We start from the raw sequence: 22,792 nt of genomic DNA, 5'->3' as shown, positions 1-22,792 counted from the left end.
CAACACGCCTCCCGATGCGGTGGATGATACCGTCACCCAGGTGCCGGGCACCTCGCTGTTCATCGATGTATTGGGGAACGACACGGATGCGGACGGGGATGCTCTCGGCATCATTGGAGTGACCCAGGGCAGCCAGGGCGAGGTCGTGATTGATAACGATCAGATCCTCTATTTGCGTAACACCTCCGGGCCCGCGGTCTTCCCGGGTGACAGCTTCACCTACACGGTCGGAGACGGCAATGGTGGCCAGGACACGGCGACGGTGACCATTGCACCTGAATCCACCACATCGGGTCCGCCGGTGATTGCCCCACTGGCGGATCTGCTGGTCGATGAGTTTGATTTTGTTGATGTGGCCATCAGTGCGACGGACCCTGACGGCAATGGGACCATTGCCCTGAGTGCGGAACTCCTGAGGCCGAACGGTCAGCCCGTCAATCCGTCGAAATACGCGCTTGTGGACAATGGCGATGGCACCGGCCAGTTCACATGGAGCACGCCGTCGCGGAATTTTGACGGCACCTATACGGCGAACATTACTGCCGATGACGGGGAGAACCCGGCGGTTGTGGAGAGCTTCACCGTGCTGGTCAACGATCTTGACGATGACACAGCCAACACGCCTCCCGATGCGGTGGATGATACCGTCACCCAGGTGCCGGGCACCTCGCTGTTCATCGATGTATTGGGGAACGACACGGATGCGGACGGGGATGCTCTCGGCATCATTGGAGTGACCCAGGGCAGCCAGGGCGAGGTCGTGATTGATAACGATCAGATCCTCTATTTGCGTAACACCTCCGGGCCCGCGGTCTTCCCGGGTGACAGCTTCACCTACACGGTCGGAGACGGCAATGGTGGCCAGGACACGGCGACGGTGACCATTGCACCTGAATCCACCACATCGGGTCCGCCGGTGATTGCCCCACTGGCGGATCTGCTGGTCGATGAGTTTGATTTTGTTGATGTGGCCATCAGTGCGACGGACCCTGACGGCAATGGGACCATTGCCCTGAGTGCGGAACTCCTGAGGCCGAACGGTCAGCCCGTCAATCCGTCGAAATACGCGCTTGTGGACAATGGCGATGGCACCGGCCAGTTCACATGGAGCACGCCGTCGCGGAATTTTGACGGCACCTATACGGCGAACATTACTGCCGATGACGGGGAGAACCCGGCGGTTGTGGAGAGCTTCACCGTGCTGGTCAACGATCTTGACGATGACACAGCCAACACGCCGGAAATCCTCTACAGGGTAAACGCCGGTGGAGGCAATTTGAGTGCAACCGACGGCGGTCCGGACTGGGGTCAGGATACCGCAGCGGTCAACAGCCCCTATCTGGCGGAGAATGGCAGCAACTCCACGGCCAGTCCGGGGATATCCGGGGGAACCAGCCTGCCGGACGGCGCACCCCGGGCGGTGTTTGAGTCCCATCGTTGGGACCAACCCGATGCACCGGAAATGACCTGGGAGTTTGATCTGCCGGATGACGGTTTCTACAATGTCCGACTGTTCATCCGCAACAGCTGGAACGGCACCAGTGAGGCCGGGGAACGGGTGTTTGACGTGGAACTGGAGGGATCCGTTCCGGCTGCGTTCGAGGACATTGATCCAAGCGGCATGTTTGGCCACAGGGTGGGCGGTGTTGTCGAGGCCGTGGTTGAGGTCACCGATGGGACCCTCGGCATTGAGTTCCAGCACCAGGTGCAGAACCCGTTGGTCAACGCCATCGAAATCACAACGACTGAGGACATGTTCGGGGTGTGAGGACCGGCATCAATGGCTGCGACATGGATGTTGGCATCCGTGTCCGGCCATCCATACGATCAGAGCCGGCGTCCACTTGCGCATGCAAACACCAATCCGACGGGCCGACGGCCAAAGCTCGGGGCGCCGACACCGGTTCCTCCGGAGACTCCGTTCGGCAACCGCGACCAAAAGGCCGGCTCACATCCAAGAACGTCGACCGAACGTGATACTTTCATACCATAGGCTCATGCGGCCCAATCCTGACCATTCAGGACAGAGGTGGTCTTGAATTTTCGACCAGTTTGCCGCGATCTCGGCGGCCAACGGGAGGCAACTGAAGCACTTGGTCAGCCCGGAGAACACGGGCTCTGAGATCTGGGTCGACAACGCATATCGATCCCGGAAGAGCGAGAAATGGCTGGCGGCGCGGCTGCTCAAGAGCCGCATACACCGGCGCAAACCGGCCGGCAATCCGATGCCGCGGAACATCGCACGGACCAACGCGAAGAAGTCGGCGATCCGCGTCGCAATTGAGCACGTCTTCGCTTACCAGAAGACGCGCTTCGGACTCTTCATCCGCATCATTGGTATCGCCCGCGCTGAGGCGAAACTGAAACTGGCCAACATCGCGGACAACTTCGGCCGCCTAACCTTCCATGAGCGCAGGCGCGCCATGGGATGAGACTGTCCGCGATCGTCGAAACTGGCTCGAGAACGCAGCGAGCAGACTCGATCCGGGCAGATCAATGCGCCGCCGCGCGCAACCCAAGTTTCAAATCAGGGTTCTGGCGGGTGTCCAGCTTGCGCGATGCAACGGTCTATTGTGGAAGTCCTTGGGTATGATAAGCTTAGGCAAAAAAGGATTTAAATGGTGGCAGAGACATTAAAACGCTTTAAAAAATTCTGCGTGCACGAGGCTCGGAACGAAGCGCCGCGATTTTTAGAAAACCAGCAGTCGCCACGTTTTGGAATTTTTAGCTCATGAACGTACCTCGGGAAAGTGACAACATGTCGAAGCGCATTCTGGTGACCGGCGGCTCGGGGTTTCTTGGTAGCCATCTTTGCGAGAGGCTGCTGGCCAAAGGACATGAGGTGCTCTGCGTCGACAACTATTTTACCGGTCGTCGGACGAACGTCGCGCATCTTCTCTCAAATTCGGGCTTTGAGCTGCTGCGGCATGACGTGACATTCCCGCTCTATGCCGAGGTCGATGAGATTTACAATCTTGCCTGCCCTGCTTCGCCGGTTCACTACCAGTTCGATCCAGTGCAGACCACGAAGACCAGCGTTCATGGGGCGATCAATATGCTTGGGCTCGCCAAGCGAGTGCAAGCGAAGATATTTCAGGCTTCGACATCTGAGGTCTACGGTGATCCTGCGGTACATCCGCAGACCGAGGATTACTGGGGCCGTGTCAACCCAATCGGGCCGCGATCGTGTTACGATGAGGGCAAGCGCTGCGCGGAAACGCTGTTTTTTGACTACCGCCGCCAGCATGGGCTTAGGATTAAGGTGGCGCGGATCTTCAATACTTATGGACCACGAATGCACCCAAACGATGGGCGGGTGGTGTCAAACTTCATCGTTCAGGCGCTGAAGGGCGTTCCGATTACGCTTTATGGCGACGGCCGGCAAACGCGCAGCTTCTGTTTTGTCGATGACTTGGTCGAAGGTTTCCTGAGACTGATGGATACGCCGGATGAGGTAACAGGACCTGTCAATCTCGGCAATCCCTACGAGTTCTCCATCCTTGAGCTGGCCGAGAAAGTGCTGGAGTTGACCGGATCGCGCTCAGAGATCGTATACCGGCCGCTGCCTGAAAACGACCCCATTCAGCGTCAACCCGATATCTCCAAGGCGAAGGACCTCTTGGACTGGAAACCGACCGTGCAGCTAGAGGAGGGGCTTAGCCGCACGATCGCCTATTTTGAAGTCGTGCTGCGGGGGAAGCCTGGCGGTTGAACTGGCCCCCTTTTTACGACCATGTGATAGCCCTGAGCACGTGTTCGATGCGACATGTTCAGTCCCGGCATTTGCTCTCTTTCATCAATTTGCGGACCGCCTGAGAGTGACAATCAGTCTTACCCGTATTGATTTCCTCCTGCCTCCCCCAATCCTTGCAGCCGCGCAGGGCCTTGCCCAGCAAGCGCTTTGCGGGACCTGGAGGGACAAGAGTCGATGGTGTCACCGTGGCTGTCGACGGCACGATCAAGTTTATGTCCATCTTCCGTTGACCCTGATGTAGATATCGTCGACCGGTCAAGACTAGGAAATGCTGCGCGGCCGGCAATGCCAGCGCAAGCGTTTTTTCATTTCACGGGCATAGGCCTGAACCCATCGATAGATCGCGGAGTGATCGACAGAGACGCCGCGCTCTTCCAGAATTTCCTCAGGATCGCGATAGCTGATACCATAGCGGCAGTATCAGCGTACGGCCCAAAGGATGATCCCACCCTGGAATTGTTGCCATTTGGAGTCGTTCGGCATGGAACAGGTCTCCGTGTGTCACACAAAGTGTAGAAATTGAGACGGTTTGCTTGCAATGTCTTTTTTAATGTCTCAATATGGCAGTCGCACGACCTTTTAGTTGATTTGACACCCTATGGCCAAAGTCGGATACGCCCGCGTCAGCTCAGTTGGACAATCCCTAGATGTTCAACGTGGAAAACTTAGTGATTGCGATAAGCTCTTCGAAGAAAAGCGCAGTGGCACGACTGATGCTCGGCCCCAGCTCAAGGAATGCCTGAATTACCTTCGCGATGGCGACCAACTCATCGTTACACGCATCGACCGACTGGCGCGCTCCACATTACACCTCTGCCAGATTGCTGAGACCCTGCGCGGGAAGGGCGTCGATCTCGTTGTCCTCGATCAGAACATCGACACGTCTGATGCCACCGGGAGGCTTCTCTTCAACATGCTCGGCGCCATCGGCCAGTTCGAAACTGAAATCCGTGCCGAACGACAAATGGATGGCATCAAAAAAGCCAAAGATCGCGGTGTTCAGTTCGGAAAGCGTCCGGCACTAACAGCAAACCAAATCGCGGAACTGCGTGGAAAACGTCAACAGGGAATCTTGGTCAAGGATCTGATGGCCCAATACAAACTCTCAAAAGCTACCATCTATCGATATCTCAGAAAATCCGATTACCAGGTTTAATTTTTGCAACAGTGCCGATTCCCGGGTGAATCGTTTATGCCCGTACGCTGCGCAAGACCACGTGGTTGCAACAGAGACCTTCGCCAGTACACGGCATTGATACAAAAGAATGCTAATCTGGATGCTTTCATTTGGAGCGTTGGAGCGCGTTGGCATTGAATGCACCGGGACTTAAGGGGCGGGGCTGCTGCGCTATCTTCAGCATGCCGGCATTGCGGTTCTGGAAGTGACGGCACCGGACAAAGCAGACCGGTGGCGGCGCGGCAAGGACGACACGCTCGATGCGGTAAACGCGGCTCATGCAGCTTTCTCCGGGACCCGGACCGTTACGCCCAAAAGCCGGGATGGCATGATCGAGGCATTACGTGTTCTGAAAACCTGCAGGAAAACAGCAGTCTCCGCCCGCCGGGTTGCCCTTCAGATGATCCAGACCAACATTGTGAGCGCGCCGGATCACCTGCAGGAGCAGCTCCGTTCGATGAGCCGGATGCAGCTGATCCGAACATTTGCGGCATGGCGACCCGATCTGACGGACAGCGGGAATGTAACATCGGCTTATCGGATCGCACTGAAGTCACTGGCCCGCCGCTATCTCGAACAGACCGATGAGGCCGCTGACCTCGATACCCTGATCAGGGAAATCGTCGACAGCGTGGCGCCGGACCTGATTTCCAGGTGCTCGATTGGATATGAAACGGCAACACAGCTTTTGATAACCGCTGGCGACAACCCGGAGCGTTTGTGGTCGGAGGCAGGGCGAACGCGATCTGCTGATCGGTGAACCTTGATTTCTTCATCGGCTACGGCCGCTCCTGAATGGCCCATTGTAGCCGGAAATTTCTCATTCAGACCGGTCCAGGTTTCCGGGAGGGGACCAACATTTTAGGCAATAGAGGAGTGTACCGATGCCGAAGAAACGATTCAGCGATGAACAGATTGCCTTCGCGTTGAGGCAGGCGGAAGCCGGAACGACAGTTGGCGAGATAGTGCCAGATAAGCCTGCGCAGATCCAAGGCACATTGAACCCTCGAATACCAGAACATATTCAGTCTCAGATAACTGCAGACACCTGGTTGAAAGAGGTCCTCACCTGCCTCCGGCAAACCCGGGGCGGTACAGCCGTTGTTGTCGCATTAATCCAAGTACCTTTCAGAATCAGGGGTACTTTACCATGATGTCCAGAAACAGGAGCGTAGCTCAATCACACGGCTTGTTAAAAATGGGTGGTTCCGCAGAGGTCTTTTGTATCGCCCGCCAAACCGCGAGGTCCGGAGCGCACAACTCGCGGACACGGTCAACCAGTTCGGGCGTCATGATTTCTTCCTTCTTGGATGAGGGCTGACGCATCTTGTTTTCATGGCCGATCCGAATACGGACACCGAGGCTTTGCTTCAACTGACGTTCAAAAAGCTCTAGGTTGTCTAGCTGACCAACGACATCCATCCGCTTCAGATTTGAGATAGCCTTTTTAATCGCCGCCTGCGCCGTAATGTCGCACTCCTTTGGAAGTCCACAAAAATATTCGACATAGGTTGCCCCCAAGCGACGGGCACGGGGAGTGTTCAGGAAATCCTCAAACTCCTCCTCAATGCGCGCATGTGCATCGGTTTTTCCGTAGCTCCAAAGATAATGTGAGATGAACCGGGAAATCGGCTCACGAAGAATGGTAATAAATTTGTACTGATCCCGGAATTGGGTGTACGCCACTTCAGAAAAGCGCACGTGAAGCGACACGCAGTGTACATTCTCATACATATGGTAGAGCATCATCTGTTCACGTAGGTCGAGAACGTCAATCAGCATCTGTTGCCGGTCATGACGTCCGGAGAAACTCTCAAACGCACGAAAGCTCGATTCCGGTACGACCGTGGCTTGATTCAGGATAAATCGCTTGCGCAGAGCGCGCCCAACAGATGTGCCACCACATTTTGGAACATGGTGATAAACGACCCGGTTTGGCATAATAAGGTCATTTATGGATGAGAGGGCCAGTTTTGCCCTATCAATCATACCCAAGGTCGAACCCACCTGTGGCCTCGTGAACCTGACGCACAACGTTCACCGGCATTAAACAGGCTGCATGCCTGCCCGAACTCAAAACTGCGGTTTACGCCCACGAACTCACGTCCAATTTAAAAAACTCTGCAAGCTTCCCGTTTGCCGATGAAAATTCGCTACGCAGGTCCGCAATAACGGCCCTTTCAGTTTCTGTCGGCCCATCAGGTTTTCGCGTATTCGCTCTACGATAGAGGCTGCGAAGGGTTTCGTATACGCGACCTTTTGGCAGCAGATTACGTCCGGCTATATTGATCTTCTGTATGAGAGCGTTGCGCGGTATATAAGTCTCATTGTCACGACCAAATTCGTAATCGTCATAGAAGTCAGGATCAAGCTCAAGCCAGTTGGAAATGAGCCTAGTAGTTGCCATCTCATCGGCTTTGAGGTCGTCGAACAGTATGATTTTCATCCGATCAGCGCCGAGCCGTTCCCACCATGGGACAAGATACTCGATATAGCGCGCGTATGACAGGGCGTTTACAGCCAGTTCATTCCCTTTGAAAGAATGGGATCCGGATCGCACCGTTTTGACAAAGTCACCAAAATCCATGTCTGACGGAATCCAGTCCCAGTTTCCGCGAAAATACGAATAAAGAGAATATATCTGCGAAGCCGGTTCCCTCAGAACGAAAAGGCACCGTGGTTTGCTTGGCAGGTCTGCGATGTGTTCGAGCGCCGTACGACTGTACATGTAACCGGGAGTGGACTCCAAAACAACCTTGGGGGAACTCCCGGCGGGTATTGGAAATTGGGCCTGATAGCTGTCAAGCCCGTTCGATATGTGAAAATTGGGCCTGTACATGTGTGTGCCGGGATCGACAAAGAAGTATGTTTCCTTTTCGGTCGAGCCAAATGCGTCTGGATGGTCCGCTATCCATCTGTACAGCGAACTTGTTCCGGCTTTGGGGGCGCCCGCAATGATCAGGTTGGGCAGCCAAGGTCGTTGGGTCATCGAAAATTCTCTGGGTAGGCTCACTGATGATCGCGAAATCGTCGAAAGCGGGTAAAAAACATTCTACAGGATCACATAGTAAGCCCACAGAGTATCATAGCCATGTGTTAGCAGTAGCAAAAACGGGTATTGCGCCGAAAAATCATAAAACGCTGGAATGCTACGATAAATAGTATGTGACGCTAGTCGGCGAAATTTTGCTTATAGTCGTACTCTGTTCTTTGAGGGAGCAGAGCGGAAACGCTTTCAGCCGCTTGGCGGTATGCGCTGCGGGACGTTTCTGGATTCCGCTGGAACTCCGCAACGAAACCGACGCCATATAGCCCGGACCTGAATTCCATCGAAACTGCGTCCCGGAAATTCAGCTCGTGTCTGCTTACCGAAGCAGGTTTCCACTTTCAGCATCGTTCACTTCAGGTGGATAAAACCCGTAAGCGCCGCTCTTTCCGTTCCTGCCAACGGCCTTTTCGGCAAGGACCTCCGAGATGATGTTCAGAAATTCCCTGCGAAATTTTTCGACCGTAAAGCGGTCCAGATAGTACTGCCGACTTGCGGGCCGCATGTTTCTTAGGTCTTTCCTGTCAAGGCCCAGCAGGAGGGAAGTTAGACTTTCCGTATTGGGCTCAAATACATGTCCGGTGCGCCCGGGTTCGATAAGACCAGGTAAAGCCCCTGAGGTCGAAACAAGTGCTGGCGTCCCGTTTCGCAGCGCCTCGGCGACAACCAGACCAAAACCCTCCCAGCGGGACGGAACCACCAGAGCATCGGCGGAACTGTAGAAATCATCTATTTCTTTTTTATCCACCCATCCGAAGCTGCTTGTGACATGGCTCATGCTGAGCAAGCTTGCATCCTCGTTCACGGAGGACCCGACAACATGCAAACGAAGGTCATTCCTCACCTGACTTGCATTTTCGAGAGCGTTAAGGAGAATGTCGATGCCCTTTTGATGATCAAGGCGACCCACGAAAAGTAGGTGGAGCGCGCCCTCGTCCCCAAAAATATCGTCACTGGCATCAGGTGCGGCATCCGGGACCGCATTCTCGAGCAAGACATGCCGTCCGCGATACCCGTTTTCCAAAGCAAGCCGCTGTTCAGGCGCTGAAATATTGACCACTATATCCGCAAGGCCACACAGCAGTCCCTCCACATGCCGGACCACGTGATATTTCCAGGAACCCTCCGTGTAGCGGCATATGGCCCAGCCGTGCGGACAGTAAATTGCCGGCCGCCGGTCGAAGGTGGCGCGCATCGCTAGAAGCCCAAGGAGTGCGAACGTGCTGTGGAAGAAAACGATATCCGCTCCGGGTTTGCGGAGTGCCCCGAACATACGTCTGAGCATTCCAAAAAGTGGAGCGATACCGCGTTTCGACCGGTTGAAAGGTATCGTCTCCACGCGGGTATCAAGCTGGACGCTGTGTTGGTCCGGGACCACGACCCTTGAGACAATTCCGTTATCGAGGAAGGCGGTAAAAAGATTGAGATAGGAGCCAATGCCGCCCATCGACGTTTCGCAGACGTGGAGGATGTGCAATTTGGAGCGGTAGGCCGTTCCGGTGTGTTGCGGCACGGGCGCAGATCCGAGCAGCCACTCAAATAACGTGTTGGGCTTCGAATGGCGGTTGTAAACAGTCATACGCCCGTTCCTTTTGCAACCACGTCCAGTGTCTTCAGGACGATGCGGGTATCGTTAAGAAAGCTGATATTGTCGTTATAGGCCTCGTCATATTTAGCTCTGTCCGTGAACGGGGTCATGTTCCTACCTCCGATCTGCCAAGGGCCGGTAATGCCCGGTCGCATGGAGTAGTAGGCTGTTCCGGGATAAATGGACTTCTGTTCCGGCAGTATGGGCCGTGGGCCCACAATACTCATGTCACCCAGCAGAACATTCAGAAACTGGGGAAGTTCGTCGATCGATGTCTTGCGGACCAAGCGCCCCACGGCCGTGATCCGCGGATCATCCTGAAGCTTTTGCGTTTTTTCCCATTCCACGCGCGCTTCCGGGTTTTTCGCGAGATGTGCGGAAAGCCTTTCTTCCGCGTTCACAACCATCGACCGCAGTTTAAAAATTGTGAAGATTCGCCCGTTGCGTCCGACACGCTGCTGCAGAAAAAATGGTGAATGTCCGTCAAGCGCAATAACAGCGACAGCCAGCAATACCAACGGCCACACCAACAATATTGCGAAGATAGAAAAAATCACATCCAGAAACCGCTTTCCCGCCATACCATATATTTTTTTGGCCAGTTGGGCTGATGAGGCTCCAATTTCTGCACGGTTCAGTGCCGGACTGGTGTGGTTTAACAATTTCTACTCCATCACAATGATCGATCAAATTCATACCAACGGTGCAAATCTGATCCAGGGTGATTACTGCTGCGTGCCAGATGCCAATTCTCTGAACTCACAATTAGTTGTATTTTAATCATATTGAAACAAATTTTTTTTTACCCTGTAGGCTTAAAGCCTCGGGTAAAATCACAGAATAACAATTTAAACATATGTTTTATAAAATTATTTTCAGGCCTTGGTTTCAAATTTCAAAAGCTTCTGCAATATTCTGATTAATTTAAATGCAGGGGCGTCCGTGAGTCATCCAGTTTATAGTCAAGTTGACCATATAGTTGAGATTTTCTGATTTCTTTTGGTCTGGAACGATCTAGGTCCTGTTGACAAAGTGGATTTCTAAATCCCTTGGGACGTGATTCAAGATGCCAAATTGAGGAGGGTATCTTGATCCGCGATCTCATGAGCGATGAGGAGTGGGCTTTTTTTTGAACCTTTCCTGATCGAAACCGGTCCGAAGCAGGGTCGTTCGCCCCGTGACCTGAGCCCCGTTTTCTCCTCCATTTTGAGGTAGAGTCCGTCCCAACGAAGGAGACGGACGGAATGAAGAGATCACGGTTCAGCGAAGAGCAGATCATCGCGATCCTGAAGCAGCAGGAAAGCGGCGTGGCGACGGGGGATGTGTGCCGGGAGCATGGGATCAGTTCGGCGACGTTCTACAAATGGAAGGCGAAGTTCGGCGGGCTCGAAGTGTCGGATGCACATCGGCACAAACGGGTTCCTGCCAATAAGGGCCGAGATCACTGGCGACCAAACTTCTGATTACAATCTGATCACAAAGGGTATGACCCCGTCATGGAGGCCGGGCCCGTGCCAGGGTGTTGCTTGCCGTCCGGAGTTACGATGCGGACCGTATTCAGAACAACATCGAGACTCAAGGCGGAACTGCCGTCTTTCCAATGTGTAAAGGACGGAAGGTCAAGGTTCTCATCGACGATTTTATCTACGCGCTAAGAAATCAGGTGGAGCGCTGCATCAATCGTCTGAAAAACGCACGGCATGTTACAACACGATATGACAAGACCGCTTAAAGCTATCTTGGCTTTATTCGCGTCGTATCGATACGCCTATGGGCGAAATACTTTGTCAACAGGGCCTAGCGGGTGCTGCGTGCGATTTCGACGATCCGGTCGGGACCTGCGCAATAGAGGGTAAGTGTTGCACCGCGCCCCATTGTGAAGTTTCTCGAACCAGCCAAAATGACTGATTTGGTGTTGCGCACGGACACCTTTCCGTAAGGTGCCATTATCGTACAGAACTGTCCAGTTTCCATGACAAAATCACGTAATTCTGTCATTTTCTCCGGTACAAAATCGACGAAGGAGGCTCCTTTCAGAGCCAAGCGTCCACCAAGAACGTCCGCCTCCTCGAGAACCGGAGGTGCGGCAGCGCGCGCGGTAGGGGCCAATGCGTGGTTACGCTGGCGCACGTGCAGGTCACGTTCATCCCGTAGCCGGCGAGCCCGGTCCACGTTGCCGGCAAATCTCAGTCCGTCGAAATCCAGAGTGACCCCGTTGTTGCCCGGCCCGGCGATCCGAAAATGGCAATAGTCCGTATCCGCCTCTACTGGCGTGGCCTGCCGGTCGATGCGACCTTTCACAACGAGGAAGGACGCGGCATTTTGCAGATCAATAACGCACCAGTCCGCGGCGCCCGTGCCTGCCCACTGCACGTTGTACAGTGTATCAATTTCAAGCGTACCGCGTGTGTTTCGGCTTTGTGTTTCGGTTTCCACGAGGAGTTTCTCATGGTCCGAACTGCCTGCATCGGAGACATGAATGAAGCCGTCCCCGGTCCATTGGAATGTCGTGTAGACCCGCAGTGCAAAAGAGCTGCACCGGTGAATGCGGAGCGCCCGGATAACTTCCGGCCCTCCATGGAGCTTGAGCGACGATCCCTCCCGCACGACTGCCGCACCTTCAAGATTGATGCCATGGAAATCCTGTTCGGTGGATCCCTGAAGCACGATGTCATTGAAGGAATTATCTTTTGACGCGTTGGCCGTGTAGTTTTGCGCATATACCCCGTCCACGGTGCCGCATTTATACGTCACGATGTCGATCCGGGAATTGTTCGCCCCTTCAATCTGCCATGCGCACCCGGCGATGAACTGTCCAAAACAGTTGTCGATGGTCATGCCATTTGTCGGACCCACACGAATCCCGTTGCAAACCGGGCGTTTGTCCCTGTCCCCAAAGACGCGGATATTCACGAAGTTTGGATAGGTGTTCCAGTCTCCGCGTGGGAAGTCCCACATGAATGTTCCGGTCTGAGGGTCGGTCGGGGTTACGAGTGCGCCGGGCGTCATCCTGAATGTGACGCTGGCCTCCTGCGGTATGGGCGGAAAGATAATATTGTGACAGCCAATGCGGTGAGCGATCTCGATCGTGCCGCCGCCGCCCGCAATGGCGTGATGTGTGAGGCTGAGGATTGACCTCGCGACTTCCGCACCATCCGTTCCGGGGAGAGCCCCGGCCTGACGCACATCATAAAGGGTTCCGTAGGCGAGACGCGCGAAGAGGCCGTTTGTCAGAGCAAGACGGCAAAAGCCGTCGGCGCCCCCGCCGGATTCGATATGCCAGCGTGCCCCGCCGCCATCGCCGGCGGACCCGCGGCCTTCGGTGATAGCGATGTCGCCGACCGTAAGCCAGCCCGCCGAAACCAGCGCCCTGATATCGGCAAACTGAAACGGATCGGCAAGAGGCGGCGTGGCGGACCACGGCCTGCCATCGCCCAGTTTGACCTCCATGCGGCCATTTTCGGCAACGGCAACCGCAAACTGACCCGTGCGGAGAGCCGGATCGGTCCGCATCCACTCCGTCAGGGGGGCATGTCGCACCCCGGTTCCAGCCGACCCCGTTTCCTCAGTCTCCGCCAAAGCCTTGGTTGCTCCGGCAAATGTCCCGACGGCAACGGTGCCCCCTCCTAGAGACATCGCCCTGACAAAACTCCTTCGGTTGACCGGCTCCATGAACACTCTCCTGTCTGGGCTGCATGAACCCGTCGCCGTCGGTGGGCTCTGTTGGCAACAGCAGTTTTTATTAACCTGCCCGGTTCGGCGGGGCGCATGACCGCCATGGCCGTGTCCCTGATCCGTTGTTGCGGAATCCCGGCAAACAATGCAAGCTAAGTTCCGGCGTCAGGCCAGAATATGAAACGGAACCGCGGCAAACGAAAACAGGATGTTCCGGTGATCCTAGTTCTCCCGGGTTAATGATCCCGCCCTTGACGCCCACGGGCTTCTGTTGCATTTCGCTCCTTATTTAGGTTTCAGGTGCGCCCTTTATCTGTTGTGTTTGGGGGAACAGGTCCGCTGCTGGCGGCCAGGCCATCGAGGCCTGAAACTTTTGGAGCAAATCTTCATGATTATTGCGTTCAGCATTGCGACCCGGAAGTCAAACCATGACTGAGCCTTCGGTTTTTGTGCTTGGTGCCCAGAAATGTGGTACGACCACGGTTGCGGATCTTCTTGCTGCGCAGCCGGAGATTTTTGTTCCCTCAGTCAAGGAAACCTATTTTTTCTGCGATGAAGAACTGTGGGCAAGGGGAGTCGACTGGTACAGGTCCGAATTCTACCGGCCTTCGGCAACAGGAGAGGCGCGGATCTTTTGTGATGCCACGCCCTTCTATCTCGCATCGGCCGAAGCCATTGACCGTCTGGCCGGCAATTCTGGAGCCGATGCCCGGTTTATTGTTACACTGCGTGATCCGGTCAAACGAGCTTATTCGGCCTACTGGCACCAGAAACGCTTGGGGAACGAGCCTCTTTCATTCGAGGATGCCTTGGACGCCGAGCCTGGGCGGGTCCGCGCGGCTCGGGCTGAAAACGGGCGATGGTGGCGTCATGCCTATGTTGGGGTTGGCCGCTATGCGTCACAGCTTGACCATGCGTTTGAGGTTCTTGGGCGTGACAGGATCCTTGTTCTGCTGCCAGAGGACCTGGAGGACGTGCCGGCCCTTCAAGAACGGCTGCGCGAATTTGTTGGACTATGCCCGGCCAACGGAAATGGTAAGTCTGTCAGCGGGCTGCACTCCAACAGTTCCGCCATGCCTCGCTCCCAGGCGCTCCATCGCCTGGTTACAGGAAAAAACCCTCTGAAATCGGTCGTTCGAACACTGGTGCCACGGGAGATGCGCTCTCGCGTTGGACGGAAGATCCTAGCGGTCAATCTGAAACCCGGGCAATATCCACCGATTGACGCAGCGGCACTCGACAGGCTCAGGCGGCTGTTTGAACCGGACATTGAACGCCTTGCATCGATGGGGCTGACCGGGGCCATAACGTGGAAGGGGGCGGGCTAGGCTAGAATGGAGGTCAGGGCGCTCTCAATCAGGCGGAATGTTCTTTATGGCCTGATCGGCAATGTAATTTTTGCCCTTACCCAGTGGGGCATAATTGCCGTTGTCGCGCGGATGGGCTCTCCGGAAGAGGTGGGCGCTATCACAGTGGCGACTGCGCTGGTCACCCCTATCTTTTTCATGGCGGCAATGTCCATGCGTGAAGGTCATTCAGTTGACGATCTCACCGAGTTTAACACCACCCACTATTTTGCCCTGCGCCTGGTCAATTCGGTCGTGGCGATGCTGGTTATCTGCGCCCTGGTTGCCATGTGGGACGTGTACCAGGGCTCACTGGTCCAGACCACGACACTGGCGTTCATGCTCGTGAAGTTTGTCGGGACTCAGGCCAACATGAGCTACGGAAGTTTCCAGCGGGCCCAGCGGCTAGATTTCGTGGCGGTTTCCTACGCGATCCGCGGGGTTCTCGGTCTTGCAGGTTTTGCTGCCGCTTATGCCCTGACAGGCGCGCTCTGGGTCGCTTTTCTTGTCGAGGCGCTGATGTGGATTGGGGCGCAGTGGTTTGTGGACCGGCGTTTTCTGGCACGGCTTGATATCACAAACCGCCTGTCGGCGGTATTTGAAGTGCGGCCCGGGATACTCCTGAAGCTGTTTCTCTGGATGCTGCCCCTTGGCCTGGCGGGTTTTTTCGTGAATGCGACCGCAAGCGCACCGCGCCTTGTCCTGGCCCAGCATGTCGATCTTAGTCTTGTGGGCGTGTTCGGAGCCATAGCCTACATCAACACCGCTCTTGCAACAGTCACCAATGCCATCGGGTCCGCCTCGGCGGCCCACCTCCGGCGTCTCGTACGTGAGGGGCGGCGCGCGCGGTTTCAGAAACTGTCCCTGAAGCTCGTGTGCATGTCGTCGGCCATCGGAGTCTCCATTCTAGCCGTCGTATGGTTTGCCGGACCGTGGATCCTGAACCTCCTCTATGGCGGACTGTTTGTCGATCAGCGCCTGTTTGTGCTCGTGATCCTCAGCACGGCCCTTCGCATGGCGGCGGCGCCGCTGCAGTTTGCGATGACTGCGGGACACGTGTTTTGGCGGCGGTTGTGGATCAATTTCGCGGCCTTTGCGGTCACACTGGCCGCGGCGGTCATCCTGATCCCGTCCCAGGGTGTTTATGGCGCGGCCTATGCCCTGCTGTTGGGCGTTGCCGTTCGCACACTACTTCTGCTCGTTTTCTTCTTTCGCCTGTCGCTATCGATTCAGCTCCCTTCCGGGACAGAGAGTATACCCCCATGACAATGCCCAATTTTCTCTATATCGGAGCTCCCCGCGCCGGCTCTACCTGGATTTTTGAAGCGCTGAGAGCCCATCCGCAGGTTTTTGTGCCAATCGCAAAATATGTGAAATACTATTTTGATGAGCAGTTTCATCGCGGCCAGGCATGGTATGAGTCCCATTTCGATCAAGCGGGACCGAAGCATGCGGCTGTTGGCGAGGTCACGACGGGATACCTGTATTCCGAATCCGCGCTGAGACGCATCGCTGACGACATCCCGAATGCGAAAATCCTTGTCTCGGTTCGAAACCCAGTTGAGCGGGACTGGTCAGCGTATTTGCACATGAAACGCAATGCAAATAACGCGGGCAGCTTTGCTGAGGAGATGAATGGGCAGTACCGGTTCATCAGCGAATATGGTCGGTATGACCATTACCTGCCCAAGGTGTTCGAACTGTTCCCGCGCGGGAACGTCAATGTCATGTTCTACGATGATCTGAAGGCCGATCCGAAGGCGTTCCTGCGGTCGCTCTATGGGTTTCTTGGCGTGGACCCGATGTTTGACTACGCCGAGGTTGACAGGCCGAAATACGTCGCCCGTGAAGCGCGCAGCCCGGCAATGGCAAAGATTACCAAGGATCTGGCATGGGCCGCACGACGGTCAGGGATGCCAAATCTCATCGGCAAGGTAAAAAAGATACCCGGTCTGCAAAAGGCCCTGTATCGTTCAACATCGGAAAAATCCACGAAGATGCTGGGTGCTGACGATCGGCGGCGCCTTCAGGAGAAACACCGGGATGGCATCAAACAGCTCGAACTGATGCTTGACCGTGATCTGTCCCATTGGCTCGACAACCAGTAACAGCGGACCGAAGCGGGAGCGGAATGATACGGCAATACGATACATTGCCCGGCTCGGCACCGACGCCTTGGTTCAACGGGCTTGTCATCTATGTCGCATTGGCAACGGTCGGCATCAAATGGTTTATCGTGTTGACGGTTGGCCGCTTTCAGATTGAACTGTCGAATTTCGGGTCGCTGATGCTTTTGGGGCTCATGGGGCTTGGCATCCTTCTCTTCAGGCAGTTTCGGGCGCCCATGATTCTGAATGTGCAGCTGATACTGCTTGTTCTGCTGCTTGCCAGTTTCACGGTCAACGGAGAGCCCAGCAATGTTGTTGTCATGTCACTGGCGGCGACGTTGGGGGCTTACGCGATCTCAAATGCCGTCAGCATGCGAGACTCGACTCCCGTTCTCCTCGCCTTTCTGACTTTTTTTGGATTCTTCATCTTTTCCGCGTTGCTGGCCGGTGTGGACCTGATTGGGGGATTCAGCGAGTATCTGGTCACGGGCAACCGTGACCGTTTCAATTTCTGGGTGCTGCGCCCCGTATATAACGCTTTCAGCCAGAGCGACGTTTTTGAGGATGACGACTTTCGAACGCAGCTGAACAATTCAGTCTCGGCAACCTATGCAATATTCTACATTCTGGCCGGATCCTATGCGCTGAATGGAGAGAAGCGCATGATCCCGGTGGCCATGCTCTCGCTGATAATGGTGCTGAGTATTTTCTCAAGCAGTGCGGTGCTGACATGTATCCTCGCGTCGGCCGTTTTCGTGGTCTACTATCTGCGGGCAGCCAAGGGGGGCGGACCCTATGTGCTAATCGTGCTTGGCTTGCTCCTCGTTCTGGTCACCGGTCCCCTGGTGCTGGACTACCTGACATTAAACCTCAACAGTGACAGCGACACCCGTGCGGGCCGCCTCATCCAATACTCTGAAGCCTTGGATTCCATTGAGGACAACATGCTTTTCGGCGTGGGTCTAACGCGGGTCCACAGACACTACGTGCATAACTTTTTTCTGTTCTCGCTCTCGTCGATCGGTATCATCGGTGCGATTTGTGCCGGCTACATTCTCCTTTATGCCGCGTTGCTTTCAATATCCGGCATGCGGGCAATAATTGCCGGAGCCGCATTGCAGCCCGAGCTGCTGATGGTCACCTGTTTGCCCATTCTTTTCCTGGTTCGTGCCAGCGTTGGCGGGGGCGGCGGTTTGCCGACCGGGGGTGGACTGGTGGCTCTTGCGCTCGCGCTCGTTGCACGTCGAGCGCTGCATTCGCCGCCGGAAAGGCGGCTCATTGTCGCAAAACAACCACCGCAGGGCGCAAGCTGACGGCAAACGGGCGTCCCCGGTTGCGCCAAGCCCCTTGCCGGGGTTATGAAATTTGGAAGGGGCTGGTGGATCTTTCAGACATGTCCAGTGTGTCACAAAACGGATCCAGGTCTCCACGGACAGTCCCGGCGGGCTTCCCGTATTCGGATCGCACTTGTAGCGGACGTAGCGTCTGATACATTCCCGAGAACATCCCACCGGTTTTTAAAGAGGTAGTTTTGATTTCGAATATTCATTCGTCACAGTCGGAGCATGTGGGAGGTCGACAGTATAGGCTCGATACGGTGGATTTCAGCACTGTAATTTCCGCTCTTCGACGCAACTTCTTTCTGATTGTCGCCATAATCGGCCTGTCGATTGCCGCCGCATATTTTTACCTCATTTACATGGCGGTTCCGCTCTATTCCGCAACGGCCACAATTGTGCTGAACAGCAGCCAGAGCAACATCGCCAGCCTTGATCCCACGAGCGGTGGGGAACCTTTTCAGGACAGTGCCGCCCTCAATACCGAGATAGCCGTATTGCGGAGTAACGGGCTGCTCGCCCGAATTGTGGAACTGGAGAACCTTACGCAAGATTACGAATTCAATCCGCATCTGACCGACGACCCGGCAGCCGTTACGGATCCGGTCATGCTCGCGCAGCGGACCCTTCCGGACACAATCGCGGCTTTGCGGAATTCCCTGACGGTCAGCAACGAGCGTGGATCCTATGTCATTTCGATTACCGCAACCACGACCGATCCGGCAAAGTCCCAGAGAATTGCCAACTCGGTGGCACAGGCATATCTGGACAATCAGGTTCTTTTGAAAACTGAAACTACGCAGAACGCCGTCATCTGGCTGCAGCAGCGCGTTGATGATCTCCAGCAGCAGCTGATCGAGGCCGGCGTCCGGGTTGGGGAATTTCAGTTCAGTTCGGAATCAGAGGACCGGTTTGAGGATTCGGTTCGGCTTGAACGGCTGAACAGTGAGGCCCAGGTGATCCGTGAACTGCATCAGCATTTCCTGAAACGGCTAAAGGAGGCAACGGTGCAGCAGGGTCTGCACCGTCCAGATGGTCGTATTCTGTCAAGAGCTGAAATGCCCGCCGAACCTGGTTCGCCACGCAAACGGGTGATTTTGTTTTTCAGCGCGATAATTGGAGGAATTGCCGCCTTGGGTGTGGTGTTCGTGCGTGAGGCGCTGTCCGACACCCTTCGGTCCCCAATGGAGCTGGAGCGGATCACCGGCCTCCCGCTCATTGGCGCGACACCGCGGGTTCCGCGTGGAATTCGGCAGCCTGAACTCTCTGGCCTCATAAGCCGGCACGCACCCCAGTACATTTCTGCACTCGAGGATCTTCAGGCCGGCCTGGTGATGTCCACGGCCGGTCCCCGCCACAAAGTTATCGCTTTATGCTCAGCGGTTGCAGGTGAGGGCAGGACGTCCCTTGTGATGTCGCTTGCGGCTGGTTTAGCCGAGAGCCGGAACCGCGTTCTGGTGATTGACGCCGATCTTCGCCGCAGATCACTTACCCGTTTGGTGGAGCCGAAATCCAGCACCGGCCTGGTGGCCCTGTGTCAGGGCCGCGCATCCTTCGATGAGGCGGTTACACACAACACGGTTCTCAACGCCGATCTGATGTTTTGCGAAGAGGCGCCGAAAAGGCCGGTCGACCTACTTACCTCCGATACCTTTCGCAAGGTCATGGCATCGGCCGAGAGCCGCTATGATTACGTTCTTGTTGACACTTCGCCGATCCTGGACGCGCCTGACGTCCGTTTGCTTGGACGGCATGTGGACTCTCTGGTTTTTCTATCGCAGTGGAACGCAACCCCAGAAGGTTCGGTGAGGGCGGCTGTCGATGTTCTTGGGCGGGCGGGGCTTACCCCGGCCGGGGTCGTTATGACCAGAATCAGTTCGGCCCGCTTCAAGCAGGCCAGGTACGACATTTTGCCGGGGGGGGGCGGGAAAGGATAGTTGGCGTTGCGGGCCGAACCCTGCCGGTGATGCAGGAAAGAGCAGCCCGGGAAACAGTGCTCGCCAGGCCGGATGCCCCAATTAGTCGGGTGAAACAGAAATAGTTCGCCCTAACGGTATGGGGGGCGGTGTTTGATCAGTTGGTAAGACATGCGGGCGTGAAGTTATGGAAAAAAGCATGAAATTGATTGGGGTCATTTTTGCGGCAGCAATTCTGCTGGGATCCGCAGTTGCGGCCATCGCACAGGAGCTTCGTCTGGGAGCCGGTGACACACTGTCATTTGGCATAGTTGGCGTACCGGAGACAAGACAGCAGGCCCAAATCGGGTTTAACGGCCGTCTCTTTTTCCCATATGTCGGCAGCGTGCAGGCAGAGGGTCTGACCTTGGATCAGATCAGGCAGGCCGTGAACGGCATGCTCAGGTCGTCGCCCATCCGGCTGGCGGGCGAGGGGGGAGAGGGCGTTCTGCATGGCGTTCAGGCGAATGAAATCCTCATCGACGTCGTCAGCTACCGACCGGTCTATATCTCGGGAGATGTGAGGACCGTTGGCCCGGTCGTGTTTCGCCCTGGAATGACCGTCCGTCAGGCTGTTGCGGAGGCGGGAGGACTGCGGGTTTTTGACGACAGCACCGACACCCGCGCACTCGAGCTAATATTCCGCCGCAACCTTTTCCTGAACCAGATTGAGACGACGCGGCAGACCATCTTTCGGCTGGAATCCGATTTGAGGCAAATTGATCCGGAACTGTCGCCGGATGGCGGGACGGAAACCGGCGGGGACCCCTACAGTGAGGAAACCGGTCTGACCGAGGCCGGCGAGGCTTGGCTTGAAACGCGCTCGGCAATGCGGACAAGGGTTGAGGATGAGCAACACGGGAAACTAGCGAAAATGCGGGAGCGTCTTGACGTACTGAGGGAACTCAGGACCGTAAATGAGGAGGTTGTTCAAATCAGGGAGGATGAGCTTGCGCGGGCCCGGGATCTCGTTGGATGGGGAAGGGCAACCACTCCGGAGGTTGATGCGGCCCGAGAGGGTCTTTTGCAGGCCTCGTCCAGATCACTCGACACGGCGGATGAGCTGTTCCGGGTGGAGATTGAACTGGCTCGGGACCTCTCGGCCAGGGAAATCGATGATCTGGGAGAGCGGCTGGATCTGCTGGAGCGGATTGATGCCGAAGAAACCCGCCTGCTTGAACTGCAGCGGCAGGTGCGGTCACTTGACGGTTACATAGGCACGCTGGGAATATCCGTTCCGGTTGCAAGGGAAAGCAGCATCACGATGAAACTGGTCCGGACCTCCCCCCATACTCCCTTTGAGGGGCCGGTCGAACCGGATGTGCGGGTTATGCCCGGCGATGTGATCGAGGTGCGTTGGGACGGGTCGTCCGACGTTGACACGGGAACGCAGTAGTTGCTGGTCGAAACGCGATCCATGCCTTCGGAATGATGGCATGATTTTCTTCGGTCAGAACATGGGATCCGCGATGCGTTCAGGGTTTCGATGATGCGCCTGGGGAAGGCCGCAGGGTTTTCGACCCGCCTGAGAGGCATGATTGTCTGGTCGATTCTAGGGCAGGCATTCTATGTTTCGAGCCAGTTCTGCATCCTGATCCTGCTGACCCGTTTTGCGGAGATTGAGGATGTGGGCCGTTTTGGCCTCGCAGCAGCAATAGCGACGCCCGTTTTTTTCTTTTTCAATCTTGGATTAAGGTTCAACCAGGCGACCGACATGTCGGACAGCTTCGGATTCCGAGATTTTCTTTTGTTGAGATCCGTCACCACTCTATGCGGGCTGGTGACAATTGGTGGGATAGCGGTGTTTGCGGCGCCTGACACCGAAACACTGTATTTCATCGCACTGGTTTCGATCACGCGAGCCGTGGATATGCTGTCGGATTTGATGTACGGCGTATTCCAGAAAAACAATCGTATCGATCTGATGACCGTATCACAAATCCTCCGCGGCGTACTGAGCATTTCGGCATTTGCGTTCATTCTCCTCTTCAACGGGTCGGTGACATTGGCCCTGTTCAGCAACTTTCTGAGCTGGCTGGTGGTGCTTGCGGTGTTTGATGCGCCCCAGGCCCTTCGGCATATTGAGAAAACCCCGCGCCGGGCAACCCTGTCGGAAACGTGGAGGCTGGCCGTCAACTCCGCTCCTCTTGGAGCGGCGCTGCTGGTCACCAGTCTTGGCGGGGTCATGCCGCGATTACTGCTGGCCCAGTTCGTCGGCCTGGAGAGTCTTGGTTACTTCACCGCCGTGGCGTACATAAATCAGGCGGCGAAGATGTTGTTTCAGGCTTTGGACCGGGCGGTGGTTGGCCATTTGGCGCGGCTGTGGCACGAAGGCCAGTCAGGTGAGTTTCACGGCCTGCTCCTGAAACTTGGGGCATTATTGTCGGGATCCGTGTTTGTTGCGGCTTTTGTTATGCTGCCCTATAATAACCCGATATTGTCGTTTGTATTTGGTCTTGATTTTGATGGCTATGGCGATCTGATGTTTCTTATCTTGATTTCGATCGCTTTTAACGCGCCCTGCCAAGTATATCAAAATGCCCTTATTGCTCAAAGAAAGTTTCGCTTACAACTTCTTAATCGAATAACTTATACGGTCTTTATTACGGTTTTTTGCACGATGGGTATTATGTTTTTTGGTTTGAATGGAGCTGCCATCGGCATGGTGGGCGCCTCTCTGGTTCAAATTCCCGTTCTGTATTGGATCATTGGTGGACGGCGCACGTCAGCCGCTCGCGGAGGCGGCAATGTATAAACTCCCGAAGTCCCCATTGTGCGAATCCAAGAGTGCCTGCAGATGACCTCA

At 55.6% G+C, this 22,792-nt stretch carries 16 protein-coding genes and 2 pseudogenes; 13 read left to right on the top strand and 5 right to left on the bottom strand.

The features are described 5' to 3' along the window. The 5 genes and pseudogenes from ACP15P_RS21695 to ACP15P_RS21675 form a co-directional block, all read left to right on the top strand. A partial coding sequence (locus ACP15P_RS21695; RefSeq protein WP_424930561.1) for an Ig-like domain-containing protein occupies positions 1-1,768 on the top strand: 1,768 nt, incomplete at its 5' end. Positions 1,769-2,093: 325 nt separating this feature from the next. Next, on the top strand, positions 2,094-2,432 hold the full coding sequence (locus ACP15P_RS21690; RefSeq protein WP_424930560.1) for a hypothetical protein: 339 nt from the start codon (positions 2,094-2,096) through the stop codon (positions 2,430-2,432). A 326-nt stretch (positions 2,433-2,758) separates the two neighbouring features. Next, a complete protein-coding gene (locus tag ACP15P_RS21685; protein ID WP_424930559.1) occupies positions 2,759-3,712 on the top strand; it encodes a UDP-glucuronic acid decarboxylase family protein in 954 nt (317 codons plus the stop codon). 640 nt (positions 3,713-4,352) lie between these two features. After that, positions 4,353-4,910 (top strand): recombinase family protein, encoded by a 558-nt coding sequence (locus ACP15P_RS21680; RefSeq protein ID WP_424930558.1) that lies wholly within the window; start codon positions 4,353-4,355, stop codon positions 4,908-4,910. Between the two features lie 79 nt (positions 4,911-4,989). Then, positions 4,990-5,667: pseudogene (locus ACP15P_RS21675) on the top strand (IS110 family transposase); the annotation flags it as partial. Between the two features lie 440 nt (positions 5,668-6,107). Here the strand turns inward: ACP15P_RS21675 and ACP15P_RS21670 are convergent. From ACP15P_RS21670 to ACP15P_RS21655, 4 genes are all read right to left on the bottom strand, one after another. Further along, positions 6,108-6,920, bottom strand: coding sequence for a sulfotransferase family 2 domain-containing protein (locus tag ACP15P_RS21670; protein WP_424930563.1), 813 nt, complete (start codon positions 6,918-6,920; stop codon positions 6,108-6,110). A 97-nt stretch (positions 6,921-7,017) separates the two neighbouring features. After that, positions 7,018-7,920: a sulfotransferase domain-containing protein gene (locus tag ACP15P_RS21665; protein ID WP_424930557.1), complete on the bottom strand. Its 903-nt coding sequence runs from the start codon at positions 7,918-7,920 to the stop codon at positions 7,018-7,020. 376 nt (positions 7,921-8,296) lie between these two features. After that, positions 8,297-9,556, bottom strand: coding sequence for a glycosyltransferase (locus ACP15P_RS21660; protein WP_424930556.1), 1,260 nt, complete (start codon positions 9,554-9,556; stop codon positions 8,297-8,299). Further along, positions 9,553-10,227, bottom strand: a complete 675-nt coding sequence (locus tag ACP15P_RS21655; protein ID WP_424930555.1) for a sugar transferase — start codon at positions 10,225-10,227, stop codon at positions 9,553-9,555. Before ACP15P_RS21655 ends, ACP15P_RS21660 begins: the two co-directional genes overlap by 4 nt. Before the next feature lie 582 nt (positions 10,228-10,809). Between ACP15P_RS21655 and ACP15P_RS21650 the strand changes: the two are divergent. Beyond that, positions 10,810-10,980: pseudogene (locus ACP15P_RS21650) on the top strand (transposase); the annotation flags it as partial. Between the two features lie 382 nt (positions 10,981-11,362). Here ACP15P_RS21650 and ACP15P_RS21645 read toward each other — a convergent pair. Then, positions 11,363-13,237, bottom strand: coding sequence for a hypothetical protein (locus tag ACP15P_RS21645; protein WP_424930554.1), 1,875 nt, complete (start codon positions 13,235-13,237; stop codon positions 11,363-11,365). A 431-nt stretch (positions 13,238-13,668) separates the two neighbouring features. Here ACP15P_RS21645 and ACP15P_RS21640 point away from each other — a divergent pair, with 431 nt between their 5' ends. The 7 genes from ACP15P_RS21640 (at position 13,669) to ACP15P_RS21610 (ending at position 22,741) form a co-directional block, all read left to right on the top strand. Beyond that, complete coding sequence (locus ACP15P_RS21640) at positions 13,669-14,568, top strand: sulfotransferase family protein (protein ID WP_424930553.1); 900 nt, start codon at positions 13,669-13,671, stop codon at positions 14,566-14,568. A 6-nt stretch (positions 14,569-14,574) separates the two neighbouring features. Beyond that, positions 14,575-15,852: a lipopolysaccharide biosynthesis protein gene (locus tag ACP15P_RS21635; RefSeq protein ID WP_424930552.1), complete on the top strand. Its 1,278-nt coding sequence runs from the start codon at positions 14,575-14,577 to the stop codon at positions 15,850-15,852. After that, positions 15,849-16,694 (top strand): sulfotransferase family protein, encoded by an 846-nt coding sequence (locus ACP15P_RS21630; RefSeq protein WP_424930551.1) that lies wholly within the window; start codon positions 15,849-15,851, stop codon positions 16,692-16,694. The genes ACP15P_RS21635 and ACP15P_RS21630 overlap by 4 nt, the downstream gene beginning before the upstream one ends. Before the next feature lie 23 nt (positions 16,695-16,717). Continuing rightward, positions 16,718-18,007 carry an O-antigen ligase family protein gene (locus ACP15P_RS21625; RefSeq protein ID WP_424930550.1) on the top strand — a complete coding sequence of 430 codons (1,290 nt, stop codon included), beginning with the start codon at positions 16,718-16,720 and terminating at the stop codon, positions 18,005-18,007. Between the two features lie 218 nt (positions 18,008-18,225). Next, positions 18,226-19,968 carry a GumC family protein gene (locus ACP15P_RS21620; protein ID WP_424930549.1) on the top strand — a complete coding sequence of 581 codons (1,743 nt, stop codon included), beginning with the start codon at positions 18,226-18,228 and terminating at the stop codon, positions 19,966-19,968. 178 nt (positions 19,969-20,146) lie between these two features. Next, positions 20,147-21,382 (top strand): polysaccharide biosynthesis/export family protein, encoded by a 1,236-nt coding sequence (locus ACP15P_RS21615; RefSeq protein WP_424930548.1) that lies wholly within the window; start codon positions 20,147-20,149, stop codon positions 21,380-21,382. Between the two features lie 90 nt (positions 21,383-21,472). Beyond that, entirely contained in the window at positions 21,473-22,741 is a 1,269-nt protein-coding gene (locus ACP15P_RS21610) for a lipopolysaccharide biosynthesis protein (RefSeq protein ID WP_424930547.1), read from the top strand. Positions 22,742-22,792 lie beyond the last annotated feature (51 nt).

The organism is Amaricoccus tamworthensis, assembly GCF_049800875.1.
Taxonomy (GTDB): domain Bacteria; phylum Pseudomonadota; class Alphaproteobacteria; order Rhodobacterales; family Rhodobacteraceae; genus Amaricoccus; species Amaricoccus tamworthensis.
The sequence above is the reverse complement of the archived record's forward strand: the minus strand, read 5'-3'. Positions and strand labels throughout refer to the sequence as shown.